Below are 24,497 nucleotides of genomic sequence, written 5' to 3'. Positions count from 1 at the left end.
AGTTCACAGCCCCAGCCGCATCACCGTGCCAACCCCAAACCGCGTCTGAAACGTCCCGGACGGTTCAAACCCCACCGAGCGATAGAACCCATCGGCATGCGGATTGGCGATCACGTGCAGCGCTCCTGCGCCCAGGTCCAGCGCCAATTCCCTCGCGCGCTCCACTAGCATCCGGCCGGCCCCGATCCGCCACAACGCCGGCTCAACAAAGAGCCCGTCGAGCTCCGCGTCGCCGTCCTCACGCCGCAGTACCACCGCAAATCCCACCGGCAAGCCGTCGCGCACCGCAACACACGCCGTCGCCGCATCCAGTTGCTCCACCGGCAACTCGAACGCATCGGGGTTAGCCAGCAACGCCTCCCGGTCCCCAGGATTGGCCAACGAAGCCCGCCGCATCACCTCAAGCAATGCGATCTGGTCGGCAGGCACCGCGGCGCGGATCGTCACAGCATGGTTTTCGGATGTCTGCATTATGGGCGGTGGATAGACCTTTGTCCCGCCGCTGTCCAACAACGGTCGTTCACCTCGTTCAGTCCCGCGCCAAACGCCCGTCTTGCGTCCGTCACGGCGCTTGGGTACAAGGCGCCTCCTCCTTAAGCCTTCAAATCGATCAAGGACCATCAAATGGCCATCGAACGCACCTTCTCGATCATCAAGCCCGACGCGACGCGCCGCAACCTCACCGGCAAGATCGTTGCCACCATCGAGGAAGCTGGTCTGCGCGTTGTCGCCTCCAAGCGCATCCACATGTCCAAGAAGCAGGCCGAGGGCTTTTACGCCGTTCACGCCGCGCGCCCCTTCTTCGGTGAACTCACCGAGCAGATGAGCGCCGCTCCGGTCGTCGTCCAGGTGCTCGAAGGCGAAAACGCCATCCTTAAGTACCGTGAAGTGATGGGCGCCACCAACCCGGCAAACGCTGCCGAGGGCACCATCCGCAAGCTGTTCGCCCTGTCGATCGGCGAGAACTCGGTCCACGGTTCCGACGCGCCTGAGACGGCTGCGCAGGAGATCCACTACTTCTTCTCCGACACCGAGATCGTCGGCTGACCTGACAGGTCTCCAACACCGAGCTGTGAGGGCCGCCTCCGGGCGGCCCTTTCGCTTTTGTGATATAAGGCCTGATATGCCCTTCTCGCCGTCCTCGAGAATGTGGCCGAAGGCCGAACCGGGGTCCGCGTCGCTTTCCGATGCGTGATCCAAACGAAGTGAGGAGCGTCTGCGCCTCACGCGCCCGTCGGGCACCCTTTGCCATTTGGCACAGGGACGAAACACCGCCCACCTGAAAGAGCACCATGAGCCTTCCCGAGACCATTCATCCCGCCCTTGCCGAGGCCCTGTTTGCGCGCGGTTACGCGACGCTCACCCCCGTGCAGACCTCCATGCTGGCCGAAGGGATCGAGGAATCGGATCTGCTGGTCTCCGCCCAGACCGGCTCAGGCAAGACCGTCGCCTTCGGCATGGCCATCGCCTCGACGCTCTTGGGTGATGAAGCCGATTTCGGCCGTCCCTCGGCGCCGCTAGGCCTCGTCATCGCCCCAACCCGCGAACTGGCCATGCAGGTGCAGCGCGAACTCGAGTGGCTCTACGCGGCCACCGGCGCCACGATCATCTCCTGCGTCGGCGGCATGGATATCCGCGCCGAGCGCGTTGCACTGGGGAAGGGGGCCCATATCGTCGTCGGCACCCCCGGTCGTCTTCGCGACCACATCACTAAGCGGGCGCTGAACCTTCAGTCGATCCGCGCCGTCGTCCTCGACGAAGCCGATGAGATGCTCGATCTCGGCTTCCGCGAAGATCTCGAGTTCATCCTCGACGCCGCTCCCGATGATCGTCGCACCCTGATGTTCTCGGCCACCGTGCCGCGCGCCATCGCTGAACTCGCCAAGACCTTCCAGCGCGACGCCGTCCGCGTCACTGCCACCGCCGCCAGCGAGCGGCATGCCGATATCGAGTACCAGATCGTCGCCGTCCGCAACGACGAGCGCGAGCATGCCATCATCAATATGCTGCTGCTCCACGATGGCTCCAACACCATCGTCTTCTGTCACACCCGCGAATCCGTAAAGCATCTGACTGCCCGCCTCGCCAATCGCGGCTTCGCCGTCGTGGCGCTTTCGGGCGAACTCACCCAGGCCGAGCGTACCAATGCGCTGCAGGCCATGCGCGATGGCCGCGCCCGCGTCTGCGTCGCCACCGACGTGGCGGCCCGCGGCATCGACCTGCCCAATCTCGATCTCGTCATTCATGCCGACGTGCCGAGCAATCCCGATACGCTGCTGCATCGCTCGGGCCGCACCGGCCGCGCCGGGCGCAAGGGCATCTGCGCGCTAATCGTTCCGCTGCACCGCCGCTCCGTCGCCGCCCGCGTGCTGCGGTCCGCCAACCTCGAAGCGTCCACCCGTGGCGCCCCGACCATGGCCGAGATCGAGGCGCATAACCGCGAACAGATCCTCGCCACCGCCACCGCCATGTCGGCCCCCTCCGAAGCCGAAGCGCCCTTCGTTGCCGAGCTTCTCGCCCGTCTCACCCCGGAGCAGCTCGCCGCCGCCTATCTCCGCCGCGAACTCGCCGCCCGCCCGGCGCCGGAGGAAGTGTCCGACCAGCAGATTGGCGCCTTCACCGAAAAATCACAGCGCCGCGACAAGCGCTTCATTGAGGCCCAGGAAGGCGCCAGCGCCGCCGGCTTTGGCGAACGCGCACCGCCCATGCAGGACGGCGCCTGGTTCTCCATGAATATCGGCCGTAACCGTCGCGCTGACCCCAAGTGGCTGCTGCCGATGATCTGCAAGGCCGGTGATCTCACCAAGCGCGACATCGGCTCGATCAAGATCCTCGACGAGGAAACCCGCTTCGAGATCTCCGCCGACAAGGCCGACGCCTTCGCCGCTGCCATCGCGCGGAACGGCGGCAACATCGAAAACGGCATCTCCATCCGCAGCGCCGACGGCGCTCCGCCCCGCCAGGATCGCAAGCCCTACAAGGCCCGCGAAGATGCCCCACGCAAAGAGTACAAGCCGCGCGACGAATCCCCCCGCAAGCCGTATGCCGCCCGGGACGAGGCGCCACGCAAGGAGTGGAAGCCACGTGAGGCTGCGCCCCAGCAGGATGCGCCGCGTAAAGAGTACCAGCCGCGCGAGGATGCAGCGGCCAGGCCCGCCCGCGACGATGGTCCGCGTTACAAGGTCCGCTCTGATCGCGGCGAAAAGCTGGATACCCGCCCCGCCCGCGACATCACTCCGCCGGTGAACGATGCCCCGCGTCCGCCGCGGGCCGCTCCGGCCGAAGGCTTCAAGCCCAAGAAGAAATTCGAAAAGCCGGCCGGCAATCCAAAGGATAAGGGCAAGCCCAAATACAAGAACCGCGCCAAGATCGATCCGCCTGCAGATGCGGGGATCAAGCCACGCAAAAAACCCAAGGCATCCTACGATCCGCTGAGTTGACGCACGTTCATCAGTATTCCATCCTCATGGCCTTAGAGGAGGAAAACCAATGCCATACGTAAGAGTTGAAATTACCGACGGCGCCACGCGCGAGCAAAAGCTCGCCGTGGTCAAAGGCATCACCGATGTACTGGTGAAAGTGTTGAACAAGAACCCGGAATATACTTTCGTCGTCATCGACGAAGTGGATTCCGACAACTGGGGCCACAAAGGCATCCTGGTGAGTGATATCCGGAAGGCCGAAGCCGAAGAGCGGGCCAAGGCTGCCGCATCGGGCGCCAAGCCGAAGTCCAAACCCAAAAAATAGGGCAGGCCCATGCCCGAGATCATCGTCTACGCCGTCGAAGGCCGCAGCGCCGAAACCAAGAAAGCGCTGATGGCCGACATCACCGCTGCCGTGGTCAAAAACTTCGCCGTGCCGGCCGAAAACGTCGTGGTCCAGATCGTCGAATCACCGCGCGACAGCAAATCGCGCGGTGGAATCCCGTTCAGTGAACGCTAGTGGCGCTCAGGCTCGGTCTACAAACCATCGGCTGATCAAAATCCCCCGCAGTACGTCTCACCATCGTAATCATAGCAGTCATGGTTAGGCTCATCGCCGACAGGGGCACTGTTGGTTACCCCTGGCCCCTCCGGCGTCCCACCGACAAACGGCTTGTTCAGGCACTGTCGCGCCTTCTCGATCCAGAACTCATTCAGCAGCGGCGATTGCGACTGCGCGTACTTGAACTGGTCCTGAAGGTCGCGGCGGTCCTGTCCGGTGACGTTCGAGGTCGGCCCGATGACTTCCGCATCTGTCAGATCGAACGTACCAACCTCGCACGTGCCATCGAGCTTGATGCAGGTGTTGTCGAGGTTACACATGATGACGCCGCCGTGGTACAGCAGCACCTTGGTGCCCTCGGATGTCACGTTGAAATCGAACGCCGTTCCACGCACCCCGATCGTGCCAGTCGGCGTCTTGATCAGATACTTGTCCTTCGGCGCCGAGCCCGTAACGAACCGGAATGTCCCCGCCAGCGCGTTGATGGCCAGCTTTCCGGCTGATCCGTCGCTACGCAGCAGGTAGTCCTCGAGCAGCATCGACGAGTTCGGCCCCACCACCAGTTCGGTGCCGTCATCGAACTTGATCTGCACCTGACCGTACTCAGCCGTGATCACTCTGTCGCCGATGAACAGGTCGGATCCGACCGTCAGCACCTTGGTATCGGTCTTTGTCTGGACATTGGCCGCCGGATTTACCCCCAGCGCCTTGCCACCCGCTGCGAGGGCACCGGTGGTGCCCCCCACGGCGGCCAGCACCGCGCAAACTGCCACAGCTGTGTATAAGCGACCCGTACCCGCAAATAGCTTCATTTTTCCCTCGCCCTGGCAGGCTCATCCAAGCCGACCGTTCCATGCGTCCAAACAGATCGACAGGTTGGCCCACGAGCCAATCCCATCGCAATACGATCAAGCTAATATGACGGCGTCCAAACCATGCACTTGCCCAAAGAATAGAGCAGCGCATAATCTGCATAAATCTCAGGCACACTAGAGTCAACGATATGCAGCTTGCGCCTACGCCGCCCGCGCCCACCGTGTCGCAGGAATTGCCGGTCTGGCAATACCTGGAAGCCCTCTATCAGCGGCATCTGCCAAACACCGACGGCGCCCTCGCGAGCTACATCCCGGAACTGGCCGCCGTTAACCCGGACCAGTTCGGCATCGCCTTCGCCACCACCGACGGCTTCATCTATGAGGTCGGCGACACCAGCACGCGCTTCACCATCCAGTCGATCTCGAAAGCCGTCATCTATGGCCTTGCCCTCGAGGATCACGGGCAGGAGGCAGTGCTCAAGAAGATTGGTGTCGAACCCTCAGGCGACGCGTTCAACTCCATCACGTTCGATGAACGCAACAACCGCCCGTTCAACCCAATGGTCAATGCCGGTGCGATCGCGGCCAGTGCCCTTGTGCGCGGCAAGGACCACGCCGAGCGCATGGATCGCATCATCGATATGTTCCGCCGCTTCACCGGCCGCGTGCTCGATATCGATGACGCCGTGTACCGTTCCGAGAGCGCCACCGGCCACCGCAACCGCGCCATCGCTTATCTGGAACTCAATTCGGGGATGATCGATGGCAACGTCGATGAACATCTTGATCTCTACTTCCGCCAGTGCTCGCTCCTCGTGACCACGCGCGATCTCGCCATGATCGGCGCAACGCTCGCCAATGGTGGCCTCAATCCCTTGACCCGCGAGCGCGCCATGAGTCCGGCGAATGTCCGCTCGGTACTTTCGGTGATGAACACCTGCGGCATGTACGACTATGCCGGCGGCTGGCAGTTCGATGTTGGCCTGCCCGCCAAGAGCGGGGTAGGGGGCGGCATCACCGCCGTGCTCCCCGGCCAACTCGGCATCGGCGTCTTCTCCCCACGCCTTGATGCGGTCGGCAACAGCCTGCGCGGCGTCAAGGTTTGCGAAGATATCTCCGGCGGCTTCGGCCTCCACCTGTTCGAAGACCGCGGCAGTGGCCTCCAGCCGTTCCGCCGCATGTATCGCGGCGACGAGGTGCATTCCAAGCGCGTCCGACGCAAGGAGCAGGCCCGCGTCATCGATCGCTTCGGCCACCTGATCTCGGTCTACGAACTGCAATCCGAACTCGGCTTCATCGAGGCCGAGCGCGTCACCCGGCGCATGATAGAAGACACCTCCAGCGCCTACTATTTCCTTCTCGATATCACCCGCGTGCTTCGCATGGATGCCGTCGCGCTCGATCTGCTCAACACTGCCCGCACCAACCTTCAGGCCGCCGGCAAGGTCTTCGCCATTGTCAGCGTCTCACAGGATATCCCGGCCGCCTTCCAGCAGCACATGCACTTTTCCAATATCGACGCCGCCATGGAGTATTTTGAGGATCGGCTGCTGGAACGCGCCGAGGCGGTGGTCACCGACGCAAAGGTACCGCTTGAGGAGTTCGACCTGCTGGCGGGCCTCGATCAGGGGGCCCTACAAACCCTCGCCAGCCACCTCGAAACCCGCAGCTTTGTTGCCGGCGAAACTCTCATCGCGCAGAACAGCCGCGCCGATGAACTGTTCTTCCTGACCGAAGGGCGCGTCGATGTCGCGGTCCGCATCGGCAATGGCCCGAGCTATCGTGTCAGCACCATTGATTCAGGTACAATGTTTGGCGAGTTGGCCCTGTTCGGCACCGCGCCCCGCACCGCCGACATCATCGCCGCTACGTCTGGCGAAGCTCTGGTGCTGCATCGTGGCGCCGTGGAAGAGCTGAAAGAAAAGCACAGCGCCACCTATACCGCGCTGCTCCATGCCGTCGGCTCCAGCCTCTCCGACCGCCTCCGCCGCGCCAACTCCGAAATCCGTGCCCTGGCGCGCTGAGCCGCGGACGCGCAGTCGTCTCCCTCCCCCTTGAGGGGAGGGATCAAGGGTGGGGGTCCTTCGGCTACACACTGGAGCACTAGAGTCGGGAGCGGAGCCGTGGCGGCTTCGGGGGCTATTGCTCTGCCCCGCTCCCACGGCCTCATCGGCCGCTTCGCACGGTCAGTTGACCGTAAGCGTAAAACTCTTGCCGCTCCCGGCCGCCTGCGGAGTCGAGCCCTTCACTGTGCATGTCCACACCCTGGGCGCATCCTTGACGCACGAGCTCGTCCTGAGCAGCGTCTCGCCATCAGCCGTCTTGATCTTCAGCTGCCGCTCGCATTTCCCATTCGAGCAATGCATCTGGGCGGTTCCCGTCAACACGCCGTTGGCCGTCTGGATCGTGAAGTGCCGCTCAAACGCCGAAGCGCTGCCAATTCCGGCGAGGGCGGTGAACAGCGTCGCGGCCCCCGCAACAATCATCTTGTGCATATTGGGTCCTCCTTGCGGAACCTCGATCAGTTGTGGATCCAGGTGCCGCTATGCGACGCTGAACCACCCTTCGGCCCGACCCACTTGCCCTCGCAGGCCCAGACACCGGGCGAAGTCACGGTGCACTGGCCGCTCTGCTGCAGCGTGTTGCCGTTGATCCCGGTCAACTGCGCCTCGCGGTAGCAGGTGCCTTCAAAGCAGTAGGTGTCAGCCGAACTGGTGATCGTGCCACGGCTGGTCTGCAGGCTGCCATTCCGCTGGAAGGCGGCTGCCTCGCCAATGCTGCCGAAGGCCGCCGTACCGACGAGGATAGAAGCGATGAGAATGTTGCGCATTTGAAGTCTCCTTGCTGGGGTCTCGATGCCCATGAGACTGTGCGCCGTCCTTTGCACCGGTTTTGCAGCAACGCCCTCTCGTGTAACGATTTGTTACAGCGCCGGGGACCACGATTGCCCCTTCCGCCCCCAGCGCCCAAAAAGGTCGGTATGGACGAAACGCGCCTCCTCGTCATCGAAGACGATCCCGACATCCGGGCGCTGCTCAGCGAGTTCCTCTCGCGTGAGGGCTACCTTGTTCGCGCGCTCGACTCCGGCAAGCTCGCCACCCAGACCATCACCAGCTTCGGTCCGGCCCTGATCATCCTCGATCTGATGCTGCCGGGCGAAGACGGCCTCTCCATCTGCCGCCGCATCCGCGCCGAAAGCATGGTGCCCATCATAATGCTCACCGCCAAATCCGGTGATATCGACAAGATCGTCGGCCTCGAACTCGGCGCCGATGACTATCTCGGCAAGCCCTTCAACCCGCGCGAACTGCTCGCCCGCATCCGCGCATTGCTGCGCCGTACCAACCACCGTGAGCCTGCACCACCCAGTACCACCCGGCGCCTCTGCGGCGAGCTGGTCGTCGATCTGGATGGGCGCAGCGTCGCCACTCATTCCGGCGCCACGGTCTCTCTCACCACCGCCGAGTTTGATCTTCTCGCCTGCTTCATCGAGCGTCCGCGCCGCGTTCTCACCCGTGACCAGTTGCTGGATTGGACCCGTGGCCGCCAGGCCGATCCGCTCGACCGTACCATCGACGTCACAGTGTCGCGGTTGCGCTCCAAGCTCGCCGACACCGCCCCCAGCGTCGTCGCCGCCATCACCACCGTGCGCAATGGCGGCTACCTCTTCGCCATCTCCATCGAGACAGCGTGATGGGTCGCATCTCGCTTCCCGTCCGCCTCGTCCTCATCGTTGCCGGAGCGCTCTTCCTTTTGCAGATGGTGGCGCTAGCGGTACAGCTTTCGCGCGACGATGGACTGACTTTGGGGGGAATTCGCCCGTCTTTTGCACGCGAAGTTGCAGGCCTTGTCCGTCTTTTCGATCGCCTTCCACCCCGCCGCCAGGCCCTCGCGCTCGAGTTTCTAAACGCCGGCCGCTTCTCGGTCGAACTGGTGCAGGAGGCGCCTCCGCATCAGGATCGCGGCGTGCTTCTGCGCTTCACCGCCTCATCCATCGCCCGCCGCATCGCCGACGAGGGCATCGCGGCGCGCCGGCTCGATGTCAGCTATCTGCCCAACACCCCCGACACCGCCACCCAGCGCGGCCCCCTCGCCAACCTCTTCGGCAGCCACATGCGCATCACCGTCGCGCTGAAGGACAATGACGGTTACCTCGTCATCGTCCCAGATAGCGAGGTGGACTCCTTCGTTTTCGGCTCAATCCTCACCGTGGCTGGCGGTGTCTTCGGCCTTATCGTGCTGCTGGTTGCTGTCCTCGCCGTCCTTCGCGAAACCCGCCCCCTCAAAACTCTCGCCGCCAGTGTCGACGCCTTTGGCAAAAGCGCTGTGCCGGTTGAGCTCGAAGAGCGGGGTGCCCCCGAACTGCGCACCCTGATCCGCGCCACCAATGCCATGCAGCGCCAGATCGCGGCGCTGCTCAAGAATCGTGCCCTCATCCTCGCTGGCCTGTCGCATGACCTCCGCACCCAGGTCACCCGCCTGCGCCTGCGCCTCGAACTGCTCGATGAGGGTGAGACCCGTAACAAGGCGATCACCGATGTCGAGGCCATGCAGGCGCTCATCGAAGAGACCCTGGCCTTCGCCTCGGCCAGTTCCTCTGCCGACGGCGGCCGCACGGACGTGGCAAAGCTGCTCGACGCCATTGCCGCGCTATCCCCCGACGCCATCGACTGGTCCGGCCACCCGCCGCTGGTCCTCGCTATCGGCGAAACCCCGCTCCGGCGCCTCCTCGACAACCTCGTCCAGAACGCCATCAAGTATGGCCACGCCGCCGATGTTACCGTTTCAGCCAGCGCCGGCACGGCCAGCATCGCCATCGCCGACCGTGGCCCCGGCATCCCCACCGCCGAACGCGAACTGATCTTCGAGCCCTTCTACCGCCTCGAAACCTCCCGCAGCCGCGAGCACGGCGGCACCGGCCTCGGTCTCGCCATCGTCCGCCAGATCCTCGACCGCCACTCAGGCACCATCACCATCACCGACCGGGCAGGGGGCGGCAGTATCTTCACCGTGACCCTGCCGCTGGCAGCATCTGCTTGACGGCGTTTCGTTGATCGCTCCCATCACACCATTTCATCGCCGCACCCACTGACAACGCGTCCCCATGCGCCTAAACTCATCGCCATGAACGCCATCACCACGCCCCGCATCGCCCGCTCCGTCTGCCCGCACGATTGCCCCTCCACCTGCGCGCTCGACGTCGAGATCATTGATTCCAACACCATCGGCCGGGTGCGCGGTGCCAAGGACGATCCCTACACCGCCGGCGTCATCTGCGAAAAAGTTGCCCGTTACGCCGAGCGCGTCCATCATCCCGAACGGCTGCTCTACCCAATGCGCCGCACTGGCCCCAAGGGCTCCGGCAGCTTCTCCCGCATCAGTTGGGACGAGGCTTTGGACGAGATCGTCGCGAAATTCCTCGCCATCGAGGCCGAGGATGGCCCCGAGGCGATCTGGCCCTATTTCTACGCCGGCACCATGGGCCATGTGCACCGCGACGGCATCGAGCGCCTGCGCCTCGCCCGCGGCTACTCGCTGCAATACGATACCATCTGCACCGGCACCGCCTGGCCCGGCTATCTCGCCGGCACCGGCCTCCTCGCCGGCCCCAATCCCGAGCAGATGGCCGAGAGCGATTGCGTCGTCATCTGGGGCACCAATGCCGTGACCACCCAGGTCAACGTCATGACCCACGCCATCCGCGCCCGCAAGGAGCGCGGCGCCAAGCTCGTCGCCATCGATATCTACCGCAACAGCACCATGGAGCAGGCCGACCTCGCCCTCGTCGTTCGCCCCGGCACCGATGGTGCGCTTGCAGTCGCCGTCATGCATATCCTGTTGCGCGACAACCTTGCCGATCGCGCCTACATGGCCACCCACACCGATTTCTCGCCCGAGTTCGAGGCCCACCTCCAAACCCGCACCCCCGAATGGGCAGCCGCCATCACCGGCCTCACGGTCGCCGAAATCGAGGCCTTTGCCCACCTGGTCGGCACCACCTCAAAGACCTTCTTCCGCCTCGGCTATGGCTTCACCCGCCAACGCAACGGTGCTACCGCCATGCACGCCGCGCTGTCGATCCCAGCCATGACTGGTGCCTGGCAGCATCGCGGCGGTGGTGCGTTCCACACCAATTCCGGCGCCTGGAAGCTCGACAAATCCCTCCTCGAAGGCATCTCGCTCAAGCACGGCAACCCGCGCGAGCTCGATATGAGCGAGATTGGCCCCGTCCTCACCGGCGATCCGAAAGCCCTGCGCGGCGGCGGCCCGGTCAAGGCGCTGTTCATCCAGAACACCAACCCCATGAACGTCAGCCCGGAGCAGGGGCTCACCCGCGCCGGCTTCGCTCGCGAAGACCTGTTCACCGTCGTCCACGAACAGTTCATGACCGATACGGCGAAGATGGCGGACATCGTCCTCCCCGCCACCATGTTCCTCGAACACAACGACTACTACCGCCGCGGCGGCCATACCCGCGTGTTGTTCGGCCCCAAGGTCATCGAAGCGCCGGGCGAGGCCCGCTCCAATTTCGAGGTCGTCAACGAGCTGCTCCGCCGCCTCGGCGTCGAGCATCCGTCACTGCATATGACAGACCGCGAAATGGTCGCCGATACCCTCCGCCGCTCCGGCCTCGGCGAGCTCGACACCATCGCCGAAACCGGCTTTGTCGAAAGCAAGGTGTCCGACGCCGACTCCCGCTTTGCCAATGGCTTTGCCTGGCCCGACCGTCGCTACAAGTTCGCCCCCGCCTGGCGTGAGGTCGCGGTCAAAAAGGGCTACAACTGGGTCTGCGATCCCTCGGAAATGCCGCGCTTTGCCGACCATTGGGACGTCACCGAGCGCGTCGATGCCATCACCCCGTTCCGCCTCGCCACCAGCCCGGCACGCGCCTTCCTCAATTCAAGCTTCGCCGAAACCCCCGGCAGCCAGAAGCGCCACCCGACGCCCACACTGATGATCCACCCTGCCGACGCAGCGGAATACAGCATTGGCCAGGATACCCCCGTGCTGGTCGGCAATCACCGTGGCGAAGTCGAACTCACCGCCACCCTGTTCGACGGCATGCAACGCGGCGTCCTCATTGCTGAAGGGCTTCACCCCAACGCCGCCCACCGCAACGGCAACGGCATCAACACCCTCATCGGTTCAGACCCCGTCCGCCCCTTCGGCGGCGCCGCCTTCCACGACACGTCAGTCTGGGTGAAACGGGTCCAGTAACGGCCCCCTCCTGATCCTCCCCCGTTCACGGGGGGAGGGAACCGCCAAAGGCGGTGGAGGGGGACTGTCTACGGTGGAGGGGGTAACACGCTCTCCGCCTGACTCGGTCTCCCGGCCAATCTGGCCGTTACTTGCTGCCCGCAACGCTATTGATGCGCCGCCCGCGCTGTGTGGCGGTCGCTCCACCCCATCACCCGGTCACGGCCCGCGTCCTTGGCGATGTAGAGCGCCTCGTCGGCGCGTGCCACCAGCACCTCACCCGACCGTGCGGGTTCGTTGGCGGAGTACGTGGCGACCCCGAGGCTGATGGTCACGAGACCCTTCTCGCTGTCCGCATGCTCGATCGCCAGCCCCCGCACCGCCAGCCGCAACTGCTCTGCCAGCGCGAAAGCGCCAGCGTCGTCGGTGTCAGGCAGGATCAGGCACATCTCTTCGCCGCCATATCGCGCTGCGAGATCCGCCGGCCGCCTCGCCGCAGTTCGCAGCGTTGTCGCGACTTTCTTGATGCATTCATCGCCGGCGGGGTGGCCATACCGGTCGTTGAACAGCTTGAAGCGATCAATATCCACCATGATCAGTCCGATCGGCATCCCGTTGCGGCGCGTTCGGGCGACTTCCTTGTCCAGTTCCTCATCAAAACTGCGGCGGTTCAGCAGCCCTGTCAGGCCATCGGTGCGCGCCAGCAGTTGTAGCTGGTCCGTAAGTGCCATCAGGCCGGCCTCTGCCCGCTTGATCTCGGTAATGTCGGAAACGATAACCGTCGCGCCACCCGCCTCGATCGGCTTGGTGCGGACATAGAGCCAGCGGCCGTCGTAGAGGTGCACTTCCTCGACTCCGCCTGTCTTCAGCGCGCCCAGAACGCTCTCAATCCAGGGCTGGAGTCCGGCCGGGGGGATACTAAGCTGTTCGCCGCGCCGATAGGCGGCGTCCAAAATGTCACGCAGCTGTGCCCCCGGCACTCGGAGGTCCGACGTCAGCGGGAACAACTTGCGATACTGGTCATTGGCGAAAGCCAACCGGCCTGTGTCCTCAAACAGCGCGATGCCGTCCGACATCTCCGAAAGCACCAGGTTCAACTGATCGCCGCTTCGGATGAACGCCTCTTCGAGCCGCTTTTTCTCGGTGACATCGCGCGTCACGCCCGTCAGCCCGAGCACCTCGCCGTCAATGTTCCGAACAGCAGACTTCGATGTGATAAACCAGCGGTCGACACCGTCGGTTTCGACCATCTCCTCGACATCAAGGGCAGCTCCATCCGATCCCATGACGCGCTGCTCTTCGGCGAACAGCCGGGCGGCGCGCTCTGGTGCCACCAGGTCGAAATCCGTCTTTCCATACAGCTGATCGGGAGAGGTCACGCCGTTGACCCTCGCCACCGCTTCATTGACCGCCACAAACCGGCTCTCGCGGTCCTTCACATAAAGGTAGTCCGGCGCCTGGTGCAGCGCTGCCAGTAGCAGCTTGCGCTCTTCAACATGCCGCCGTGACCGCGCAATGCTCAGTGCCGCAAACAGCGTGGCGGCAAAGCCGACCAGAACCATGGGCAGCACCGCCCCACTCAGCGCGTGGTCTCTCACCACCGGCGACAGCACCGCAAGGCTCACCAACGGCAGCGTGGCTGAACCCGCAGCAAACGCAATGGTTTGAATGAGGGTAGGGGTCTTTCGCCCAATCAGCCGCTGCGCGGCCAAACCGGTCAAAGCCGCAACCGCGACACCGACCAGTCCGCCCGCAAGGCCCGCACCGCCCAGCGTGACCCGATAGGCAATCGCAATGATCGCCGCGACTCCGGCACCAAGCGGTCCACCTAAAAATCCTGCGAGGGCAATGAACGTCGAGCGAAGGTCAAAGAACACGCCAGGCTGGAACTCGATTGCCAGCAACATCGATGCGATCGCGCCGCAACCCATGAACAGTCCAAACAGCAACCGCCGGCCGCGACGCCGCACAGTCCTGAGCCTGTCCTGTGCCTGCAGCCATGCCGACACGAACAGCCCCACTACGGCAAAGTTTGCGAACAGCGTCTGCCACATCGGACGGCCTCTTTTCTTGAGGCACTCTAGACGTCGCAAACTAGTGAGGGGTTAACGGTGATCTATAACCCCGCCCAGGATTTGCCGAAACGCTGCTCGATTACAACTGGACCTGAAAAATAGCGAGCTTTGCCGGATCAGAAATACTCGGGTCCGGCTGTCTTTCTAGATCTGTCATACCGAGGCGAGCAGCCTACAGGACGACCTGCGTTCCGATTTCGACGACCCGACCTGTCGGAATGTGGAAGTACTCCGTGGCATCGGTCGCGTTCTTCGACAGGGCGATAAAGACCCGGTCCATCCAGAGTGGCATGCCACCCTTCGAGGAGGGTTTGAGGGTGCGACGGGACAGGTAGGGGCTCACACTCAACAGAATCTGCGGCTGACCGACGATCTGTGCTAGGCCGAAAAGGCCAAGACAGATGAACCAGAAAGCCATTACCGGACCAAAAACCGCTGAGATACTTGCGTGCCAAAGCGGGCCGGGCACCGGCTCACACACCTGTCACCAACCGCGCCAAAGTGTTGCGGCCAAGCGCAGCCATCGGCGGGTTACTGGTGCAGTAATACCAGGGGAGGCCCATGGCCTGCACAAAGGCCCACGCCGCGCCGCGCTGCCATTCGACATCGTCGGAGCCAAGGTAGTCGCGAATGAGCCTCCGGCGGTCTCCGTCGAAGAGATGCCAGGCCACGACCAGATCAAGCGCCGGGTCAGCCGGCCCGAAACCGCCAGCATCGAGCACGCCCACGAGCCGGCCGTCGCGCACCAGGAGGTTGGCTGGGATCAGGTCCTGGTGGTTCATCCGGTTCGCGCCACCGGCGGGCAGGTCCCGCCAGCGCGCCCACAGCTCGCGCAGCCTCGGCAGGTCGCTGAGGTCGCCGCTGTTGGCAAAGCAGGTTGCCATCCACGTGTCATGTTTCTTGAGGTCGCCGCCGCGACCCACACCGCTGAATGGCCGTCCCCGAACATCAACGCTGCGCAACTTGGCAATCAGCCGGGCAATATCGGTCGCGAACGCATCCGATGCGGCAAGCCTATCCGGCGTTGTCATCTCGCCCTCGATCCAGCTCTGCAGCGTCCAGGGCATCGGATAGCCAGGCCCGGGCCGACCGAGTCCAAGCGATCGCGGTGCCGAAACAGTGGCATTGTCAGCAAACTCGTCGGCCGCCGCGGCCTCAGCCGCCAGCTGAGCTGCCGCTGCTGTCGGCTCTTGCGGCTGCAGCGGAAATCGCGCGGTGACGCTATCTCCCACACGGAAGATCGCGTTGACGGTGCCAAAGCCGCGAAGCTGCACGACAGGTTCGCTCCCGTAGTGCGGAAACTGCGATGCGATCATCTCGCGCGCCATCGCCGCGTCTATGTGAAGCTGATCGTCATGCATCGTTCGAGCACCAATTTGCAGGCAGCCGCCAGCAGCCTCACGGACATAGAGCCATCATAGCTCCGGCCGCCTTCCATCCCAGAGCTGGTCTGGTTCAAGCCGTGCCGCCAGCGCCAGCAGACGGGCCTCGTGGTACCACGGCGCAACGAGTTGAAGCCCGACCGGCAGCCCTTGACCGGTGAACCCGCACGGAACTGACAGGGCCGGATGCCCGGTCAGGTTGAACGGATAGAGCGCCGCCGCCGCAACGGCATATGCGTCGCTGCCGACCGAACTCTCCGCCTCAACGAGAAACGGCGGCGTCGTCGATACGGGCGACGCAAGCACGTCGATGCTCTCGAACAGCGCCTGCATGGCACGAAACAGCCCCGTCCGCCGCTGCTGGGCGACTTCGTAGTCCACCGCCGAGTAGGTCACCCCTTCGGCCACCAGGGCCCGAAAGCTCTCCGTCCAGAGCGCCTGGGCCGCAGCCGGCGTGGTGCGCAGCCGCGTCGCCTGGCCCACTGACGAGATCACCCGGTAGCAGTCGAACGCGCCATCGAGGATGCTGCCATCGAAGTCAACGATCTCCGCCCCGCCGTCCGCCAGCTGGCCGATGGCCGCGTCGGTCGCTCGCCCCACCTCTGCATCGACATTCGCCAACCGCAGCACGCCGATCCTCAACCGCTGGGCAGCGTCGTGCGCCACCACGGTCCGGCCGATGCTTGCTGAGTCGGCCGCTGCCGGTCCCGCCATCACATCGAGCATGGTGCTCAGATCGCGGACATTTCGGGCCATCGGGCCGATCGTCGAGTAATTCGAGAACGTGTTGGAAAAGCTGCCATGCGGCACGCGCCCCATGGTCGGCTTTATCGCCACCGTCGCCGTCCATGCCGCGGGACAGCGGAGCGATCCACCACCATCCGACCCCACCGCCAGCGCGCCAACCCCCGCCGCCAGCGCTGCCGCCGCGCCGCCGCTCGAGCCGCCAGGGCTGTGCGCCAGCGACCAAGGATTGCGCGTCACGCCGTAGAGAGGGGAGTCGGTGGTGATCCTGTGGAAGAACTCGGGCGCCGTCGTCTTGCCGATCAGGATGACGCCAGCCGCTTTCAGCCGCTGCCACACGATGTCGTCTACTGCGGCGATGTCGTTCTGCTTTGACGCCGACCCGAAACTGTTCACATGCCCGGCAGTAGCGACGCCGTCCTTGATGGTGATCGGCACGCCATGCAGCGGCCCGAGCACCTCGCCCCGCGCCTGCCTCGCATCCGCCGCCCTCGCCGCCGCCAACGCCTCGTCATGGAGCGGGATGGCAATGCAGTTGACGCGCGACTGCACCGCTTCGGCGCGTTCGATTGCAGCGGAGACGACCTCCACCGCACTGATCTCACGCGCAGCAATTTGCGACGCGAGCACATGCGCCGATGCATAAACAAGGTCTGTCATGCCAGCTTATTGCCCGGCCGTGACGAACTGAAGTGAGCACGCCATCTTGTAATCCAGTCTCTCTGCAATGTCGTCGAGCCTATGCCGGACCTCGCGCCGACACCACCCGACAAGTGCACTCTACGCCGGGTCAATATGCGTGGGGCAGGGTCCCTTCGCGCCAGCAGCGAACGCCCACACGCCCTTGCATTGCTCTGGTCCCTATTGGCCATTGCCAGTTAGTCCCTAGGGAGCGCAAAATGTCGTTGCGCCTCCCACCGGACGTCCCGCAAGCGACACAATCGTCATGGCAAAGGCTGAACCATGAGCGAACTCACGCCGCCCGAGCCGACGCTCCCCGAGCCGCCAAGGCGTAACTCCTCGACCGTCTGGGGCACGATGGTCTCAGCAATGCTGCATGTGGGGCTGCTGGCGTTCTTTCTCTGGCAGCCGCCGCCTGGCCGCGCCGATGCCGCACCACCGCCGGCCATCGACGTGGAACTGGTGCCGCCGCCCGATCCCGTCAGCGCCAGCGCGCAGCCTGCGGAAAAGCCAAAGGAGGAAGAGTCGGCGGCGACCGCGCCGCCAGCCAAGCCGACTTCGGCCCAACCGCCACCGGCGGAGCAAGCACCGCCTCCAGTTGCATCGGCGGCGGTGATAACTCCAACGGAAACGCCATCCGAAACGGCGGCCCCCAAGCCCGTACCCAAGGCCCCAGCCCCCGAAGCATCGGAGCCGGTGCGGGGTGCGGAGACCCCCACAGCGGAGGTGCCGCCGATCCCGCTAATGCGCCCCAGAGTTAAAGGGCTGACGGCCCCAGCCAGCGTGCCGGATCAAGCCGTCGCCGCGGTCACGGCCGACACCGGCGAGGTGGTGGAAGGAACAGCCTCGCCCGCCCCGTCTGCGGAGCCTGATGTCGCGACCCTTGAACTGGGCGCGCTGCACAGCGCCAAACACTTCTATCTCAAGTCGATGCTGAGTGTGCCCAGCATGGCGCGGGCGCGCGCGATGCTCGAAACGCTGTCGCCCGAAAAGCGGCTCGCGCAAACCTGCAATATTGAGGCCCTGGCCCAAATCGGCAATGCCGGGCAGGGCTTCGCGCCCGACGTGGTGATGGCGGAAGCCTATGCCAGGTCAGAGATCACAAGCACGCGCCTCGCAGCGAGCGGCGCGATCTTCCGCTCCGGAGAAAGGTGGTATGGCCTCGCCTTCGACTGCACGCTCAGCGACGACCTCACGCGTGTCACCGCCTTTTCTTATCGGCTCGGCACCGACGTAACGGACGCGGTGCTCGCTCGACTGAACAAGACCTAGCCGGAACGGCAGGCGCCAGGAACCACGCACGCCGCCGCTCGCTCGTTCGGTACAGACGCGCCGTGTCCGCGTGGACCCGGATATTTGGTTTGGGCGATCGCTACAGGTTCTCGACCGCGTTACGATCGGCGATAGCCTCGGACATAGTGGTGGGTTCTTTCACAAAAAGGATGTCGAGGATGGAGACGACAAGGGCCGCCACAAGCGTACCGGCTATGGTCAGGCCGGCGCGCTGAACGAAGGCGAATGTCGGCTCTGCGGTGGCCAAGGCACTGAAGACCAGCGACAACATGACCGAAGTGGCGTCCTGATAAGCCATCGGCGGCAGGCGCCCGGTCATCATCTTGTGGCCCAGAAAATAGGTTCCGAGGAAAACCAGGCACATCAGCACGCTGAGATGGCCGGCTACCGTCATGATCGTCAGGATGGACAGCCCGATAGTGCCGCCCAGAAACACCGAGAACATCCGTTGCCCGGTCTCGGCCCAGATTGAGCGCCGCGTCGAATGAGCGAGCACGAACATGCCGGCGACGGCCAGCATCATGTTGGAGAAGTCGATGAAGGTGTAGAGAAACACCGAATAGCACAGCAGCACGCCGGTGCGGATGGCGGCACGAGTACCCCAGCCGTAACCAACTGCAGGCTCCGGTTTGTCGACCTTTAGCTCGGCGGTGGTCGGCGGCAACAGCGTATAAAGAATGGGAATAACCACTGCGCTGCAAAGCGCTGCTTTGGTTAGTTCCGCTCGCAGAAAATTCATCGCGGGATAGGACCCTAGCCCCATAACCGACATCAGCACGCCCGCAACAATGATCAGAATGCCCATCGGATTGCCGGTCTTCTGGATCAGATAGAAGGCAAGGAAATAAATTGTCCCGATGACCAGTACCAAGGCGGCAGGAATGGGTTGAAGCAGAACGACAATACCTGACATCAGCCAGATGGTGCCGCCGAAGGCAATCGGTGCGGCAAACACCCTCGTAGGATTAAAGGCGCCGCGATTGCCGGCGATGAGGGAAAACATCATCGCCGGATAGATCATCGGCAGGGGCGAACGCATGAATGCGGCCAGAACCATGCCGATGAGCGGCATGAGAGCTGCGCGTAAGGCAAAATGTGGGTCTTCGTCCAACAACGGCCGTGGCGCGAGAAACATCGCCGGTTAGTACAAGAACGAGAGATAGGACGAGAACTTCTGCATCATGGCGGATGCAGCAGCGACGAAATTGTCACGGCCCTCAGAGAATACCAGCGCGCTGACCTTGGAGCCGACGCGCACATTTGCGGGCCAGATGTGGGGGTCGAGTAATTCAATATGAACCGGAATGGTGCGGGCTGGCTCGAACCAGCGGCTCATGGCCTGGTTCTGGGGCAGACCATTGGCGGCAGTCCGGCCCGGATCGATGCCCCAGGCGACGCTTCGCACCCGGGCCTCGAAGCTTTTGCCGGGCACGCCGTCGAACACCAGATTGGCCTCGTCGCCAACTTCAACATTGGCGAGCTGGTTTTCCCGCATGTCCACGATCACCCACAGGCTGTTGCTTTCGATAAAGGTCAATGCGGGTGTGCCGGCATTCACGAACTGGCCTGGGGCTAGTTTAAGATTGGTGACAACGCCGTCAGCGGGGGCGGCAATGGTAGCAAAAGAGCGGTTCAGCCGCGCCTGCTCCAATTGCACCTGTGCAGTTTCGACCTGAGGATTGGTCGATGCCGTTCCGCCGGCCCGTAACGTGGCACTGCCGAGATCGGCTTCCGCTGCGGCCACCGCCGAAGCCGCCGACACCAGCTGCGCGTTGGCTGCGTCGAGTTGAGCCTGCGAGGTCAGCCCACGATCAAAAAGGCCCTTGGTCCGCTCGGTGGTCACCCGCGTACTTTCAAGGGCTGCCCGCGCCTGATTAACCTTTGCCTCGGTCGATGCCAGTGAGATCACGGACGCGCCGACCGTCTGGTTCACGGATTCCAGATTGGCCTCAGCCTGCCGCACGGCAAGGTCAAAGGGCGCTGGGTCCAAGGCAAACAATGGATCCCCGGCCCTGACGCTTTGGTTGTCTGCAACGAGCACTTCGAGCACTTGGCCCGCAACCCGAGGCGCTACGAGGGCGGTAACGGCCGTGACCGATCCGGTCGAGCTAGTGGGGGCGAGTTGATCCGCAGCGACATGCCAAGCGATCGTGCTAAGCAGCAGCGCGATGATGGTGAGGCCAATTTTTCCAGCCCCACCTTTGCGCTTCTTATCGGATCCGATGGGGGTATCCAACGCGGCGGCATGCGCGACCGCGGAGCCGGCTTGATCCAGAACTGCCGGGGTTGGCATCGGCGGGCTCGTCTGTGGAAGCCTTTCCGTACTATTGTCACCCATGTCGCTACTCTCGCTTGCCACTGAACGTTCGACCGTATTAACTCGGCCGAACATTAACTTGAACACAAAGATAATAGATGAACAAGCCATCGTCAAGGTACCAGTCCGAACACCAGATCATGTTGGAGCGGCTCCAAATTGCGCTGCGTGAGGTCGTTGACATTGCTCAGACAGCCAGAGATCGCGCTGCCAAAGCCTTGGACCTTCATCCCACCGACCTTGCCTGTATCGGGTATCTACAACGAGTGGGGATGCCGGTGAGTCCTAAGCAGATCATCACCCATCTAAACTTGACGTCGGGATCTGGCACGGCACTGCTAGACCGGCTCGAAACAGTCGGCTTCATCCGCCGGCTACCAAACCCGGAAGACCGCAGAAGCCTGCTGATTGAGCTAGATATCGATAAGGCGGCTGAGCCGCTTGAGCGCCTGAAGGCAATCGAACAGAGCTACAACGAAGTTACCCAGTCGTTCTCTGCAGAAAACCTGCATACGATTGCCCGGTTCATGGAAGATATTGCGCGGTTTGCTAAGACTCTTGCAGATTGAATTTCAGCGCTTGGCGTTTCATGATCAGTTCGCACTTCAACTATTAACCTGGCCATTTTGGCTTGTCAGCGCCAGACACAACGTTATTGGCGCAAATGCCGCGTGGTTCAAAATTGGTAGGCAACAGTGCGCGGAACAGACGAGATAGATCGCCTTGTCGGAGCTCGATGAAATGAGATCGCAACACTCGGTTCATGTGCTGAAGGTCGGCAATCTCGACACGAGTAATACCATAGGGGCGTCGTCATCTCGTCGGGACATCAACCAAAATCTCCCAATTGTTACAGTGCCCATCTATGTCTCTTAGGGCGCACCAAAATCTCATTGAAATTCGCAGAATAACTCCGTTCTCGGAAATTCCGAGCTGCTCGATGGCCGTTACCTTTGGCCGCTTGCACGTGATCGCGCATCTGCCTGCCTTCCTCGCACTCAATCCGCAGTTGAGCTCGTAGCTGATGGCCTGCGCTCGGCGGTGCTTGCCGGTCTGGGCTTGGCTGCTAGTTCCGGATGGCTCTTTTCGTCGGAGCTGGCGAGCGGTCAAGTTCGTCGGGTCATGCAGGACTGGGCCCTGCCGCCTCTCGAATTGTCGGCGGTATTCCCGACAGGACGTCTTGCCAGCGCGAAGGCCCGCACTTTCACGACGTACATTGAACAGGTTCTTCAGAATGCCCGCACATCCGAGAAATGACCGCTGCGCCGGAACTGGCATCTAGCTCGATGATCCGAGAAGGGGCGGGCTAGTCCCGCGATGCCAGTCCGAAACGCTTCACGGGGAGATCAAAATGCTTCCCGGACGAAAAGGTTAAATCTTCGCTTGGGGCCGGCAGCCAGAGCCGACTTGGGTACAAGCGCGCCATGAGTGTAGTCCAACGGCTTTGGATCGTGCCAATATCGGCTCGTACACCCCCACACCGTCTGTGGGGGTGATGTCCGCTTCGGGCTAAGAGCGGCCACAGCCGAACTAAGTTCGGCTGCCTTTGCAGTCCAGGGAGTTCCCCTTCACCCTGCATACTCCTTCCAGAAAAACCACGCCGTCAGCCCGGCGCTATACACAATCACCAGCAGCCGGATGTATTGCGTCGGCACCCGGTGGGCGAGGCGGGCGGCTGCGTAGGCGCCCACGGTCACCCCCACCAGCGCGATCGAGCCATGGTACCAGTCGATCGAGCCCGAGACCGCAAATCGGATCACCGCGACGATCGCCACCACCGTCGAGATCCAGAGCTTCATGCCGTTCATGGCGTGGATGTCGCTCATCCCCGCCACCGCAACGAACGCCAGCAGCAGGATGCCGAAGCCGGCATTGAAGAACCCGCCATAGACCGAAAGCGCCGCGAGCAGCAGCAGGATCAGGATTGTCCCGGTCAGCTTCGCACCGCGCATTCCGGCAGATTTCCGCACCACAAACCGGTTGATCGCTCCGCCATAGGCAAACAGCAGCGTCGCAAACAGCATCAACCAGGGGACGATCTTGCTGAACGTCGCATTCGACACGTGCAGCAGCAGTTCGGCACCGAGATAGCCGAAGATCAGCGCCACCACCGAATAGGGCAGTAACCGCTCCTTGTACTTTCTGAGGTCCTTCCAGAACCCCAGCGCCCCACTGGCATAGCCCGGCAGCGCCGCGTAGGTGTTGGACGCATTGGCAATCACCGGCGGCACACCAACCGCGAGCAACGCCGGAAACACCACAAACGAGCCGCCCCCAGCCAGCGTATTCAACACTCCGGCAATCAGCCCGGCGACCAGCAACAGCAGTTCAGACACTTGGGAGCCCTCGGCGAGCCGCCTGTCTAGTGCCCTCGACGCGGCGCGGCCAACTCAAAACATTGATCTCTGCCATCGCCATCGCAAATGGGCCCGGCTTGACAATTGTGGGGCAGGGGCCCATTTACGCCTCGTGCTGCTGGCGCCTGCCGCTCGCCGGGGAAACCCGATGGTGAAGTCCAGCCGCGGAACCCCCGCGTCCCTTTCGTGATCGCTCCCCTTTGTGAGGCGGTTCATGGCAAGGCGAGCCCCATGGATGATCCGCCTCGTCAAAGAGGACTGTCATGAACTTTTCACTCGATACCCCCAGCGCCACCACCCTAAAGGCTGAGGCCAAGCACCTCCGTGCCGAACGGGCTCTCGCTGGCGCGCCGCTCACCCACGGTGCCGCACTCGAAGAAGTCGCCCACAGCCACGGCTACCGCGACTGGAACACTGCGGTCGCGGCTTTGCCTGAGCGGGTAGCCACGCCCGTGCAGGTCGGCCAGCGCGTCAAGGGCACGTACCTGAAGCAACCCTTCACCGGCCTCGTCATCGGCGTGCAGCTGCTCAGCGACATGCAGCACTACAAGGTGACCGTGAAGTTCGACAAACCCGTCGATGTGGTCACTTCCGAGCTGTTCTCCAGCTTCCGCCAGCGCGTCACCGCCACGGTGGATATCCACGGCATCTCGCCCGCCCACACCAGCGATCGCGAGCCGCACATGCGGATCAGCCGGCTGTGATCACCAAGCGTTGACGGCGGCCGCGAGCGGCCGTCAACGATTTTCGGGCCTCAGCGCTTGTCTTTCCATCGGCAAATGCCGATACATGGCGGACAGCGCCTTCCAACCAGCCCGGATTTGTCCATGACCACCCAGACCAAGCCCATCGAGCTCTATTACACCCCGACGCCCAACGGGAAGAAGATCTCCATCATCCTCGAAGAGCTGGGCGTGCCCTATCACATCAACTGGATCGACATCGGCAAGGGCGACCAGTTCAAGCCCGAGTTCCTCGCGATTTCGCCCAACAACAAGATCCCCGCCATCGTCGACCCCGAGGGTCCGGGCGGCGAGCCGATCTCGATCTTCGAGTCCGGCGCCATCCTGAAGTACCTCGCGCTGAAGTTCGGCAAGTTCTACCCCGCCGGCACGCGTGACCAGGTCAAGGTTGACGAGTGGCTCTTCTGGCAGGTCGGCGGCTTCGGCCCCATGCTCGGCCAAAACAACCACTTCTCGGTCTACGCCCCCGAAAAGATTCCCTACGCCATCAAGCGCTACCAGGACGAGACCCACCGCCTGTTCCGCGTCCTCGATGGCCAGCTAGGACGCCAGTTCGCGCTGGGCAAGGACTACATGGCCGGCGACTACTCCATCGCCGACATCGCCACCTTCGATTGGTCCTCGAGCTATCTCCGCTACGAGATCGATCCGGTCGAGTTCGCAAACTTCGCCACGTGGCGCGAACGCATGGCAGCACGCCCCGCCGTGCAGCGTGCACTGGCGATCAAGCGTGACGTTCCGACGTCCGATCTCGCCACCGACAAGGACGCCCAAAAGGTCCTCTTCAACCAGCGCTGAGGCGCTGTTCAACTACCATTCATCGATAGGGCAGAGCTGGGGCAAACCATTCATTTTCCCCAGCTCTGCCCCATCGGCCAAAAACCGCTTGCCCATCGCCGGTTCAACGGC

The 24,497-nt window shown here is 63.2% G+C and carries 24 protein-coding genes; 13 read left to right on the top strand and 11 right to left on the bottom strand.

The genetic code is table 11. From position 1 onward, the window contains the following. Positions 1-3: 3 nt before the first annotated feature. The gene (locus ACO06J_RS08930; protein ID WP_421760350.1) at positions 4-471 is read right to left on the bottom strand and encodes a GNAT family N-acetyltransferase; all 468 of its coding nucleotides are present in this window, start codon (positions 469-471) and stop codon (positions 4-6) included. 153 nt (positions 472-624) lie between these two features. Here ACO06J_RS08930 and ndk point away from each other — a divergent pair, with 153 nt between their 5' ends. The 4 genes from ndk (at position 625) to ACO06J_RS08910 (ending at position 3,942) form a co-directional block, all read left to right on the top strand. Then, positions 625-1,047, top strand: coding sequence for a nucleoside-diphosphate kinase (gene ndk / locus ACO06J_RS08925; protein WP_421760349.1), 423 nt, complete (start codon positions 625-627; stop codon positions 1,045-1,047). Positions 1,048-1,292: 245 nt separating this feature from the next. Then, the gene (locus tag ACO06J_RS08920) at positions 1,293-3,440 is read left to right on the top strand and encodes a DEAD/DEAH box helicase (RefSeq protein ID WP_421760348.1); all 2,148 of its coding nucleotides are present in this window, start codon (positions 1,293-1,295) and stop codon (positions 3,438-3,440) included. 49 nt (positions 3,441-3,489) lie between these two features. After that, positions 3,490-3,747 (top strand): tautomerase family protein, encoded by a 258-nt coding sequence (locus ACO06J_RS08915; RefSeq protein WP_421760347.1) that lies wholly within the window; start codon positions 3,490-3,492, stop codon positions 3,745-3,747. 9 nt (positions 3,748-3,756) lie between these two features. Then, positions 3,757-3,942, top strand: coding sequence for a tautomerase family protein (locus ACO06J_RS08910; protein WP_421760346.1), 186 nt, complete (start codon positions 3,757-3,759; stop codon positions 3,940-3,942). Between the two features lie 35 nt (positions 3,943-3,977). On the opposite strand, the gene ACO06J_RS08905 is transcribed toward ACO06J_RS08910, so the two are convergent. After that, entirely contained in the window at positions 3,978-4,796 is an 819-nt protein-coding gene (locus tag ACO06J_RS08905; protein WP_421760345.1) for a FecR family protein, read from the bottom strand. A 191-nt stretch (positions 4,797-4,987) separates the two neighbouring features. Here ACO06J_RS08905 and glsA point away from each other — a divergent pair, with 191 nt between their 5' ends. Further along, positions 4,988-6,823 carry a glutaminase A gene (gene glsA / locus ACO06J_RS08900; protein ID WP_421760344.1) on the top strand — a complete coding sequence of 612 codons (1,836 nt, stop codon included), beginning with the start codon at positions 4,988-4,990 and terminating at the stop codon, positions 6,821-6,823. 162 nt (positions 6,824-6,985) lie between these two features. Here the strand turns inward: glsA and ACO06J_RS08895 are convergent, their stop codons facing one another. Further along, positions 6,986-7,294: a hypothetical protein gene (locus ACO06J_RS08895; protein ID WP_421760343.1), complete on the bottom strand. Its 309-nt coding sequence runs from the start codon at positions 7,292-7,294 to the stop codon at positions 6,986-6,988. 26 nt (positions 7,295-7,320) lie between these two features. Beyond that, complete coding sequence (locus ACO06J_RS08890; protein WP_421760342.1) at positions 7,321-7,629, bottom strand: hypothetical protein; 309 nt, start codon at positions 7,627-7,629, stop codon at positions 7,321-7,323. Positions 7,630-7,779: 150 nt separating this feature from the next. On the opposite strand from ACO06J_RS08890, the gene ACO06J_RS08885 reads away from it, so the two are divergent. The 3 genes from ACO06J_RS08885 (at position 7,780) to ACO06J_RS08875 (ending at position 12,017) form a co-directional block, all read left to right on the top strand. Continuing rightward, the gene (locus tag ACO06J_RS08885; protein WP_421760341.1) at positions 7,780-8,493 is read left to right on the top strand and encodes a response regulator; all 714 of its coding nucleotides are present in this window, start codon (positions 7,780-7,782) and stop codon (positions 8,491-8,493) included. Continuing rightward, complete coding sequence (locus ACO06J_RS08880) at positions 8,493-9,839, top strand: sensor histidine kinase (RefSeq protein WP_421760340.1); 1,347 nt, start codon at positions 8,493-8,495, stop codon at positions 9,837-9,839. Before ACO06J_RS08885 ends, ACO06J_RS08880 begins: the two co-directional genes overlap by 1 nt. An 84-nt stretch (positions 9,840-9,923) precedes the next feature. Beyond that, entirely contained in the window at positions 9,924-12,017 is a 2,094-nt protein-coding gene (locus ACO06J_RS08875) for a molybdopterin-dependent oxidoreductase (protein ID WP_421760338.1), read from the top strand. A gap of 146 nt (positions 12,018-12,163) precedes the next feature. Here the strand turns inward: ACO06J_RS08875 and ACO06J_RS08870 are convergent, their stop codons facing one another. The 4 genes from ACO06J_RS08870 to ACO06J_RS08855 all read right to left on the bottom strand — a co-directional run bounded on the left by ACO06J_RS08870 (position 12,164) and on the right by ACO06J_RS08855 (position 16,857). Beyond that, positions 12,164-14,050, bottom strand: coding sequence for a diguanylate cyclase (locus ACO06J_RS08870; RefSeq protein ID WP_421760337.1), 1,887 nt, complete (start codon positions 14,048-14,050; stop codon positions 12,164-12,166). A gap of 193 nt (positions 14,051-14,243) precedes the next feature. Beyond that, positions 14,244-14,540, bottom strand: a complete 297-nt coding sequence (locus tag ACO06J_RS08865; RefSeq protein ID WP_421760336.1) for a KUP/HAK/KT family potassium transporter — start codon at positions 14,538-14,540, stop codon at positions 14,244-14,246. 4 nt (positions 14,541-14,544) lie between these two features. Continuing rightward, positions 14,545-15,432, bottom strand: a complete 888-nt coding sequence (locus tag ACO06J_RS08860) for a phosphotransferase (protein ID WP_421760335.1) — start codon at positions 15,430-15,432, stop codon at positions 14,545-14,547. Positions 15,433-15,486: 54 nt separating this feature from the next. Next, positions 15,487-16,857 carry an amidase gene (locus ACO06J_RS08855; RefSeq protein WP_421760334.1) on the bottom strand — a complete coding sequence of 457 codons (1,371 nt, stop codon included), beginning with the start codon at positions 16,855-16,857 and terminating at the stop codon, positions 15,487-15,489. A 303-nt stretch (positions 16,858-17,160) separates the two neighbouring features. Between ACO06J_RS08855 and ACO06J_RS08850 the strand changes: the two genes are divergently transcribed. Further along, positions 17,161-18,150, top strand: coding sequence for a DUF930 domain-containing protein (locus ACO06J_RS08850; protein WP_421760333.1), 990 nt, complete (start codon positions 17,161-17,163; stop codon positions 18,148-18,150). A gap of 100 nt (positions 18,151-18,250) precedes the next feature. On the opposite strand, the gene ACO06J_RS08845 is transcribed toward ACO06J_RS08850, so the two are convergent. Continuing rightward, positions 18,251-19,243: a hypothetical protein gene (locus ACO06J_RS08845; RefSeq protein ID WP_421760332.1), complete on the bottom strand. Its 993-nt coding sequence runs from the start codon at positions 19,241-19,243 to the stop codon at positions 18,251-18,253. A gap of 69 nt (positions 19,244-19,312) precedes the next feature. Beyond that, the gene (locus tag ACO06J_RS08840) at positions 19,313-20,509 is read right to left on the bottom strand and encodes an HlyD family secretion protein (protein ID WP_421760331.1); all 1,197 of its coding nucleotides are present in this window, start codon (positions 20,507-20,509) and stop codon (positions 19,313-19,315) included. 77 nt (positions 20,510-20,586) lie between these two features. Between ACO06J_RS08840 and ACO06J_RS08835 the strand changes: the two genes are divergently transcribed. After that, positions 20,587-21,057, top strand: coding sequence for a MarR family winged helix-turn-helix transcriptional regulator (locus ACO06J_RS08835; protein WP_421760330.1), 471 nt, complete (start codon positions 20,587-20,589; stop codon positions 21,055-21,057). A gap of 364 nt (positions 21,058-21,421) precedes the next feature. Beyond that, positions 21,422-21,745, top strand: coding sequence for a LysR substrate-binding domain-containing protein (locus tag ACO06J_RS08830; RefSeq protein ID WP_421762476.1), 324 nt, complete (start codon positions 21,422-21,424; stop codon positions 21,743-21,745). A 311-nt stretch (positions 21,746-22,056) separates the two neighbouring features. Here the strand turns inward: ACO06J_RS08830 and ACO06J_RS08825 are convergent, their stop codons facing one another. Continuing rightward, the gene (locus ACO06J_RS08825; RefSeq protein WP_421760329.1) at positions 22,057-22,824 is read right to left on the bottom strand and encodes a sulfite exporter TauE/SafE family protein; all 768 of its coding nucleotides are present in this window, start codon (positions 22,822-22,824) and stop codon (positions 22,057-22,059) included. 284 nt (positions 22,825-23,108) lie between these two features. On the opposite strand from ACO06J_RS08825, the gene ACO06J_RS08820 reads away from it, so the two are divergent. After that, a complete protein-coding gene (locus tag ACO06J_RS08820; RefSeq protein ID WP_421760328.1) occupies positions 23,109-23,549 on the top strand; it encodes a glyoxalase superfamily protein in 441 nt (146 codons plus the stop codon). Positions 23,550-23,672: 123 nt separating this feature from the next. Then, positions 23,673-24,386 (top strand): glutathione S-transferase N-terminal domain-containing protein, encoded by a 714-nt coding sequence (locus tag ACO06J_RS08815; RefSeq protein WP_421760327.1) that lies wholly within the window; start codon positions 23,673-23,675, stop codon positions 24,384-24,386. Positions 24,387-24,497 lie beyond the last annotated feature (111 nt).

The organism is Devosia sp. (genome assembly GCF_965229025.1).
Classification (GTDB): Bacteria; Pseudomonadota; Alphaproteobacteria; order Rhizobiales; family Devosiaceae; genus Devosia_A.
The sequence above is the reverse complement of the archived record's forward strand: the minus strand, read 5'-3'. Positions and strand labels throughout refer to the sequence as shown.

Excerpts from the sequence above, each read along its gene's own strand:
- ACO06J_RS08820 (WP_421760328.1), top strand. The coding sequence starts at position 23,109 with ATGAACTTTTCACTCGATACCCCCAGCGCCACCACCCTAAAGGCTGAG.
- ACO06J_RS08850 (WP_421760333.1), top strand. The coding sequence starts at position 17,161 with ATGAGCGAACTCACGCCGCCCGAGCCGACGCTCCCCGAGCCGCCAAGG.
- ACO06J_RS08860 (WP_421760335.1), bottom strand. The coding sequence starts at position 15,432 with ATGCATGACGATCAGCTTCACATAGACGCGGCGATGGCGCGCGAGATG.
- ndk (WP_421760349.1), top strand. The coding sequence starts at position 625 with ATGGCCATCGAACGCACCTTCTCGATCATCAAGCCCGACGCGACGCGC.
- glsA (WP_421760344.1), top strand. The coding sequence starts at position 4,988 with ATGCAGCTTGCGCCTACGCCGCCCGCGCCCACCGTGTCGCAGGAATTG.
- ACO06J_RS08880 (WP_421760340.1), top strand. The coding sequence starts at position 8,493 with ATGGGTCGCATCTCGCTTCCCGTCCGCCTCGTCCTCATCGTTGCCGGA.
- ACO06J_RS08930 (WP_421760350.1), bottom strand. The coding sequence starts at position 471 with ATGCAGACATCCGAAAACCATGCTGTGACGATCCGCGCCGCGGTGCCT.
- ACO06J_RS08845 (WP_421760332.1), bottom strand. The coding sequence starts at position 19,243 with ATGCCGCTCATCGGCATGGTTCTGGCCGCATTCATGCGTTCGCCCCTG.
- ACO06J_RS08840 (WP_421760331.1), bottom strand. The coding sequence starts at position 20,509 with ATGGGTGACAATAGTACGGAAAGGCTTCCACAGACGAGCCCGCCGATG.
- ACO06J_RS08895 (WP_421760343.1), bottom strand. The coding sequence starts at position 7,294 with ATGCACAAGATGATTGTTGCGGGGGCCGCGACGCTGTTCACCGCCCTC.
- ACO06J_RS08855 (WP_421760334.1), bottom strand. The coding sequence starts at position 16,857 with ATGACAGACCTTGTTTATGCATCGGCGCATGTGCTCGCGTCGCAAATT.
- ACO06J_RS08885 (WP_421760341.1), top strand. The coding sequence starts at position 7,780 with ATGGACGAAACGCGCCTCCTCGTCATCGAAGACGATCCCGACATCCGG.
- ACO06J_RS08875 (WP_421760338.1), top strand. The coding sequence starts at position 9,924 with ATGAACGCCATCACCACGCCCCGCATCGCCCGCTCCGTCTGCCCGCAC.
- ACO06J_RS08890 (WP_421760342.1), bottom strand. The coding sequence starts at position 7,629 with ATGCGCAACATTCTCATCGCTTCTATCCTCGTCGGTACGGCGGCCTTC.
- ACO06J_RS08915 (WP_421760347.1), top strand. The coding sequence starts at position 3,490 with ATGCCATACGTAAGAGTTGAAATTACCGACGGCGCCACGCGCGAGCAA.
- ACO06J_RS08815 (WP_421760327.1), top strand. The coding sequence starts at position 23,673 with ATGACCACCCAGACCAAGCCCATCGAGCTCTATTACACCCCGACGCCC.
- ACO06J_RS08835 (WP_421760330.1), top strand. The coding sequence starts at position 20,587 with ATGAACAAGCCATCGTCAAGGTACCAGTCCGAACACCAGATCATGTTG.
- ACO06J_RS08905 (WP_421760345.1), bottom strand. The coding sequence starts at position 4,796 with ATGAAGCTATTTGCGGGTACGGGTCGCTTATACACAGCTGTGGCAGTT.
- ACO06J_RS08870 (WP_421760337.1), bottom strand. The coding sequence starts at position 14,050 with ATGTGGCAGACGCTGTTCGCAAACTTTGCCGTAGTGGGGCTGTTCGTG.
- ACO06J_RS08920 (WP_421760348.1), top strand. The coding sequence starts at position 1,293 with ATGAGCCTTCCCGAGACCATTCATCCCGCCCTTGCCGAGGCCCTGTTT.
- ACO06J_RS08910 (WP_421760346.1), top strand. The coding sequence starts at position 3,757 with ATGCCCGAGATCATCGTCTACGCCGTCGAAGGCCGCAGCGCCGAAACC.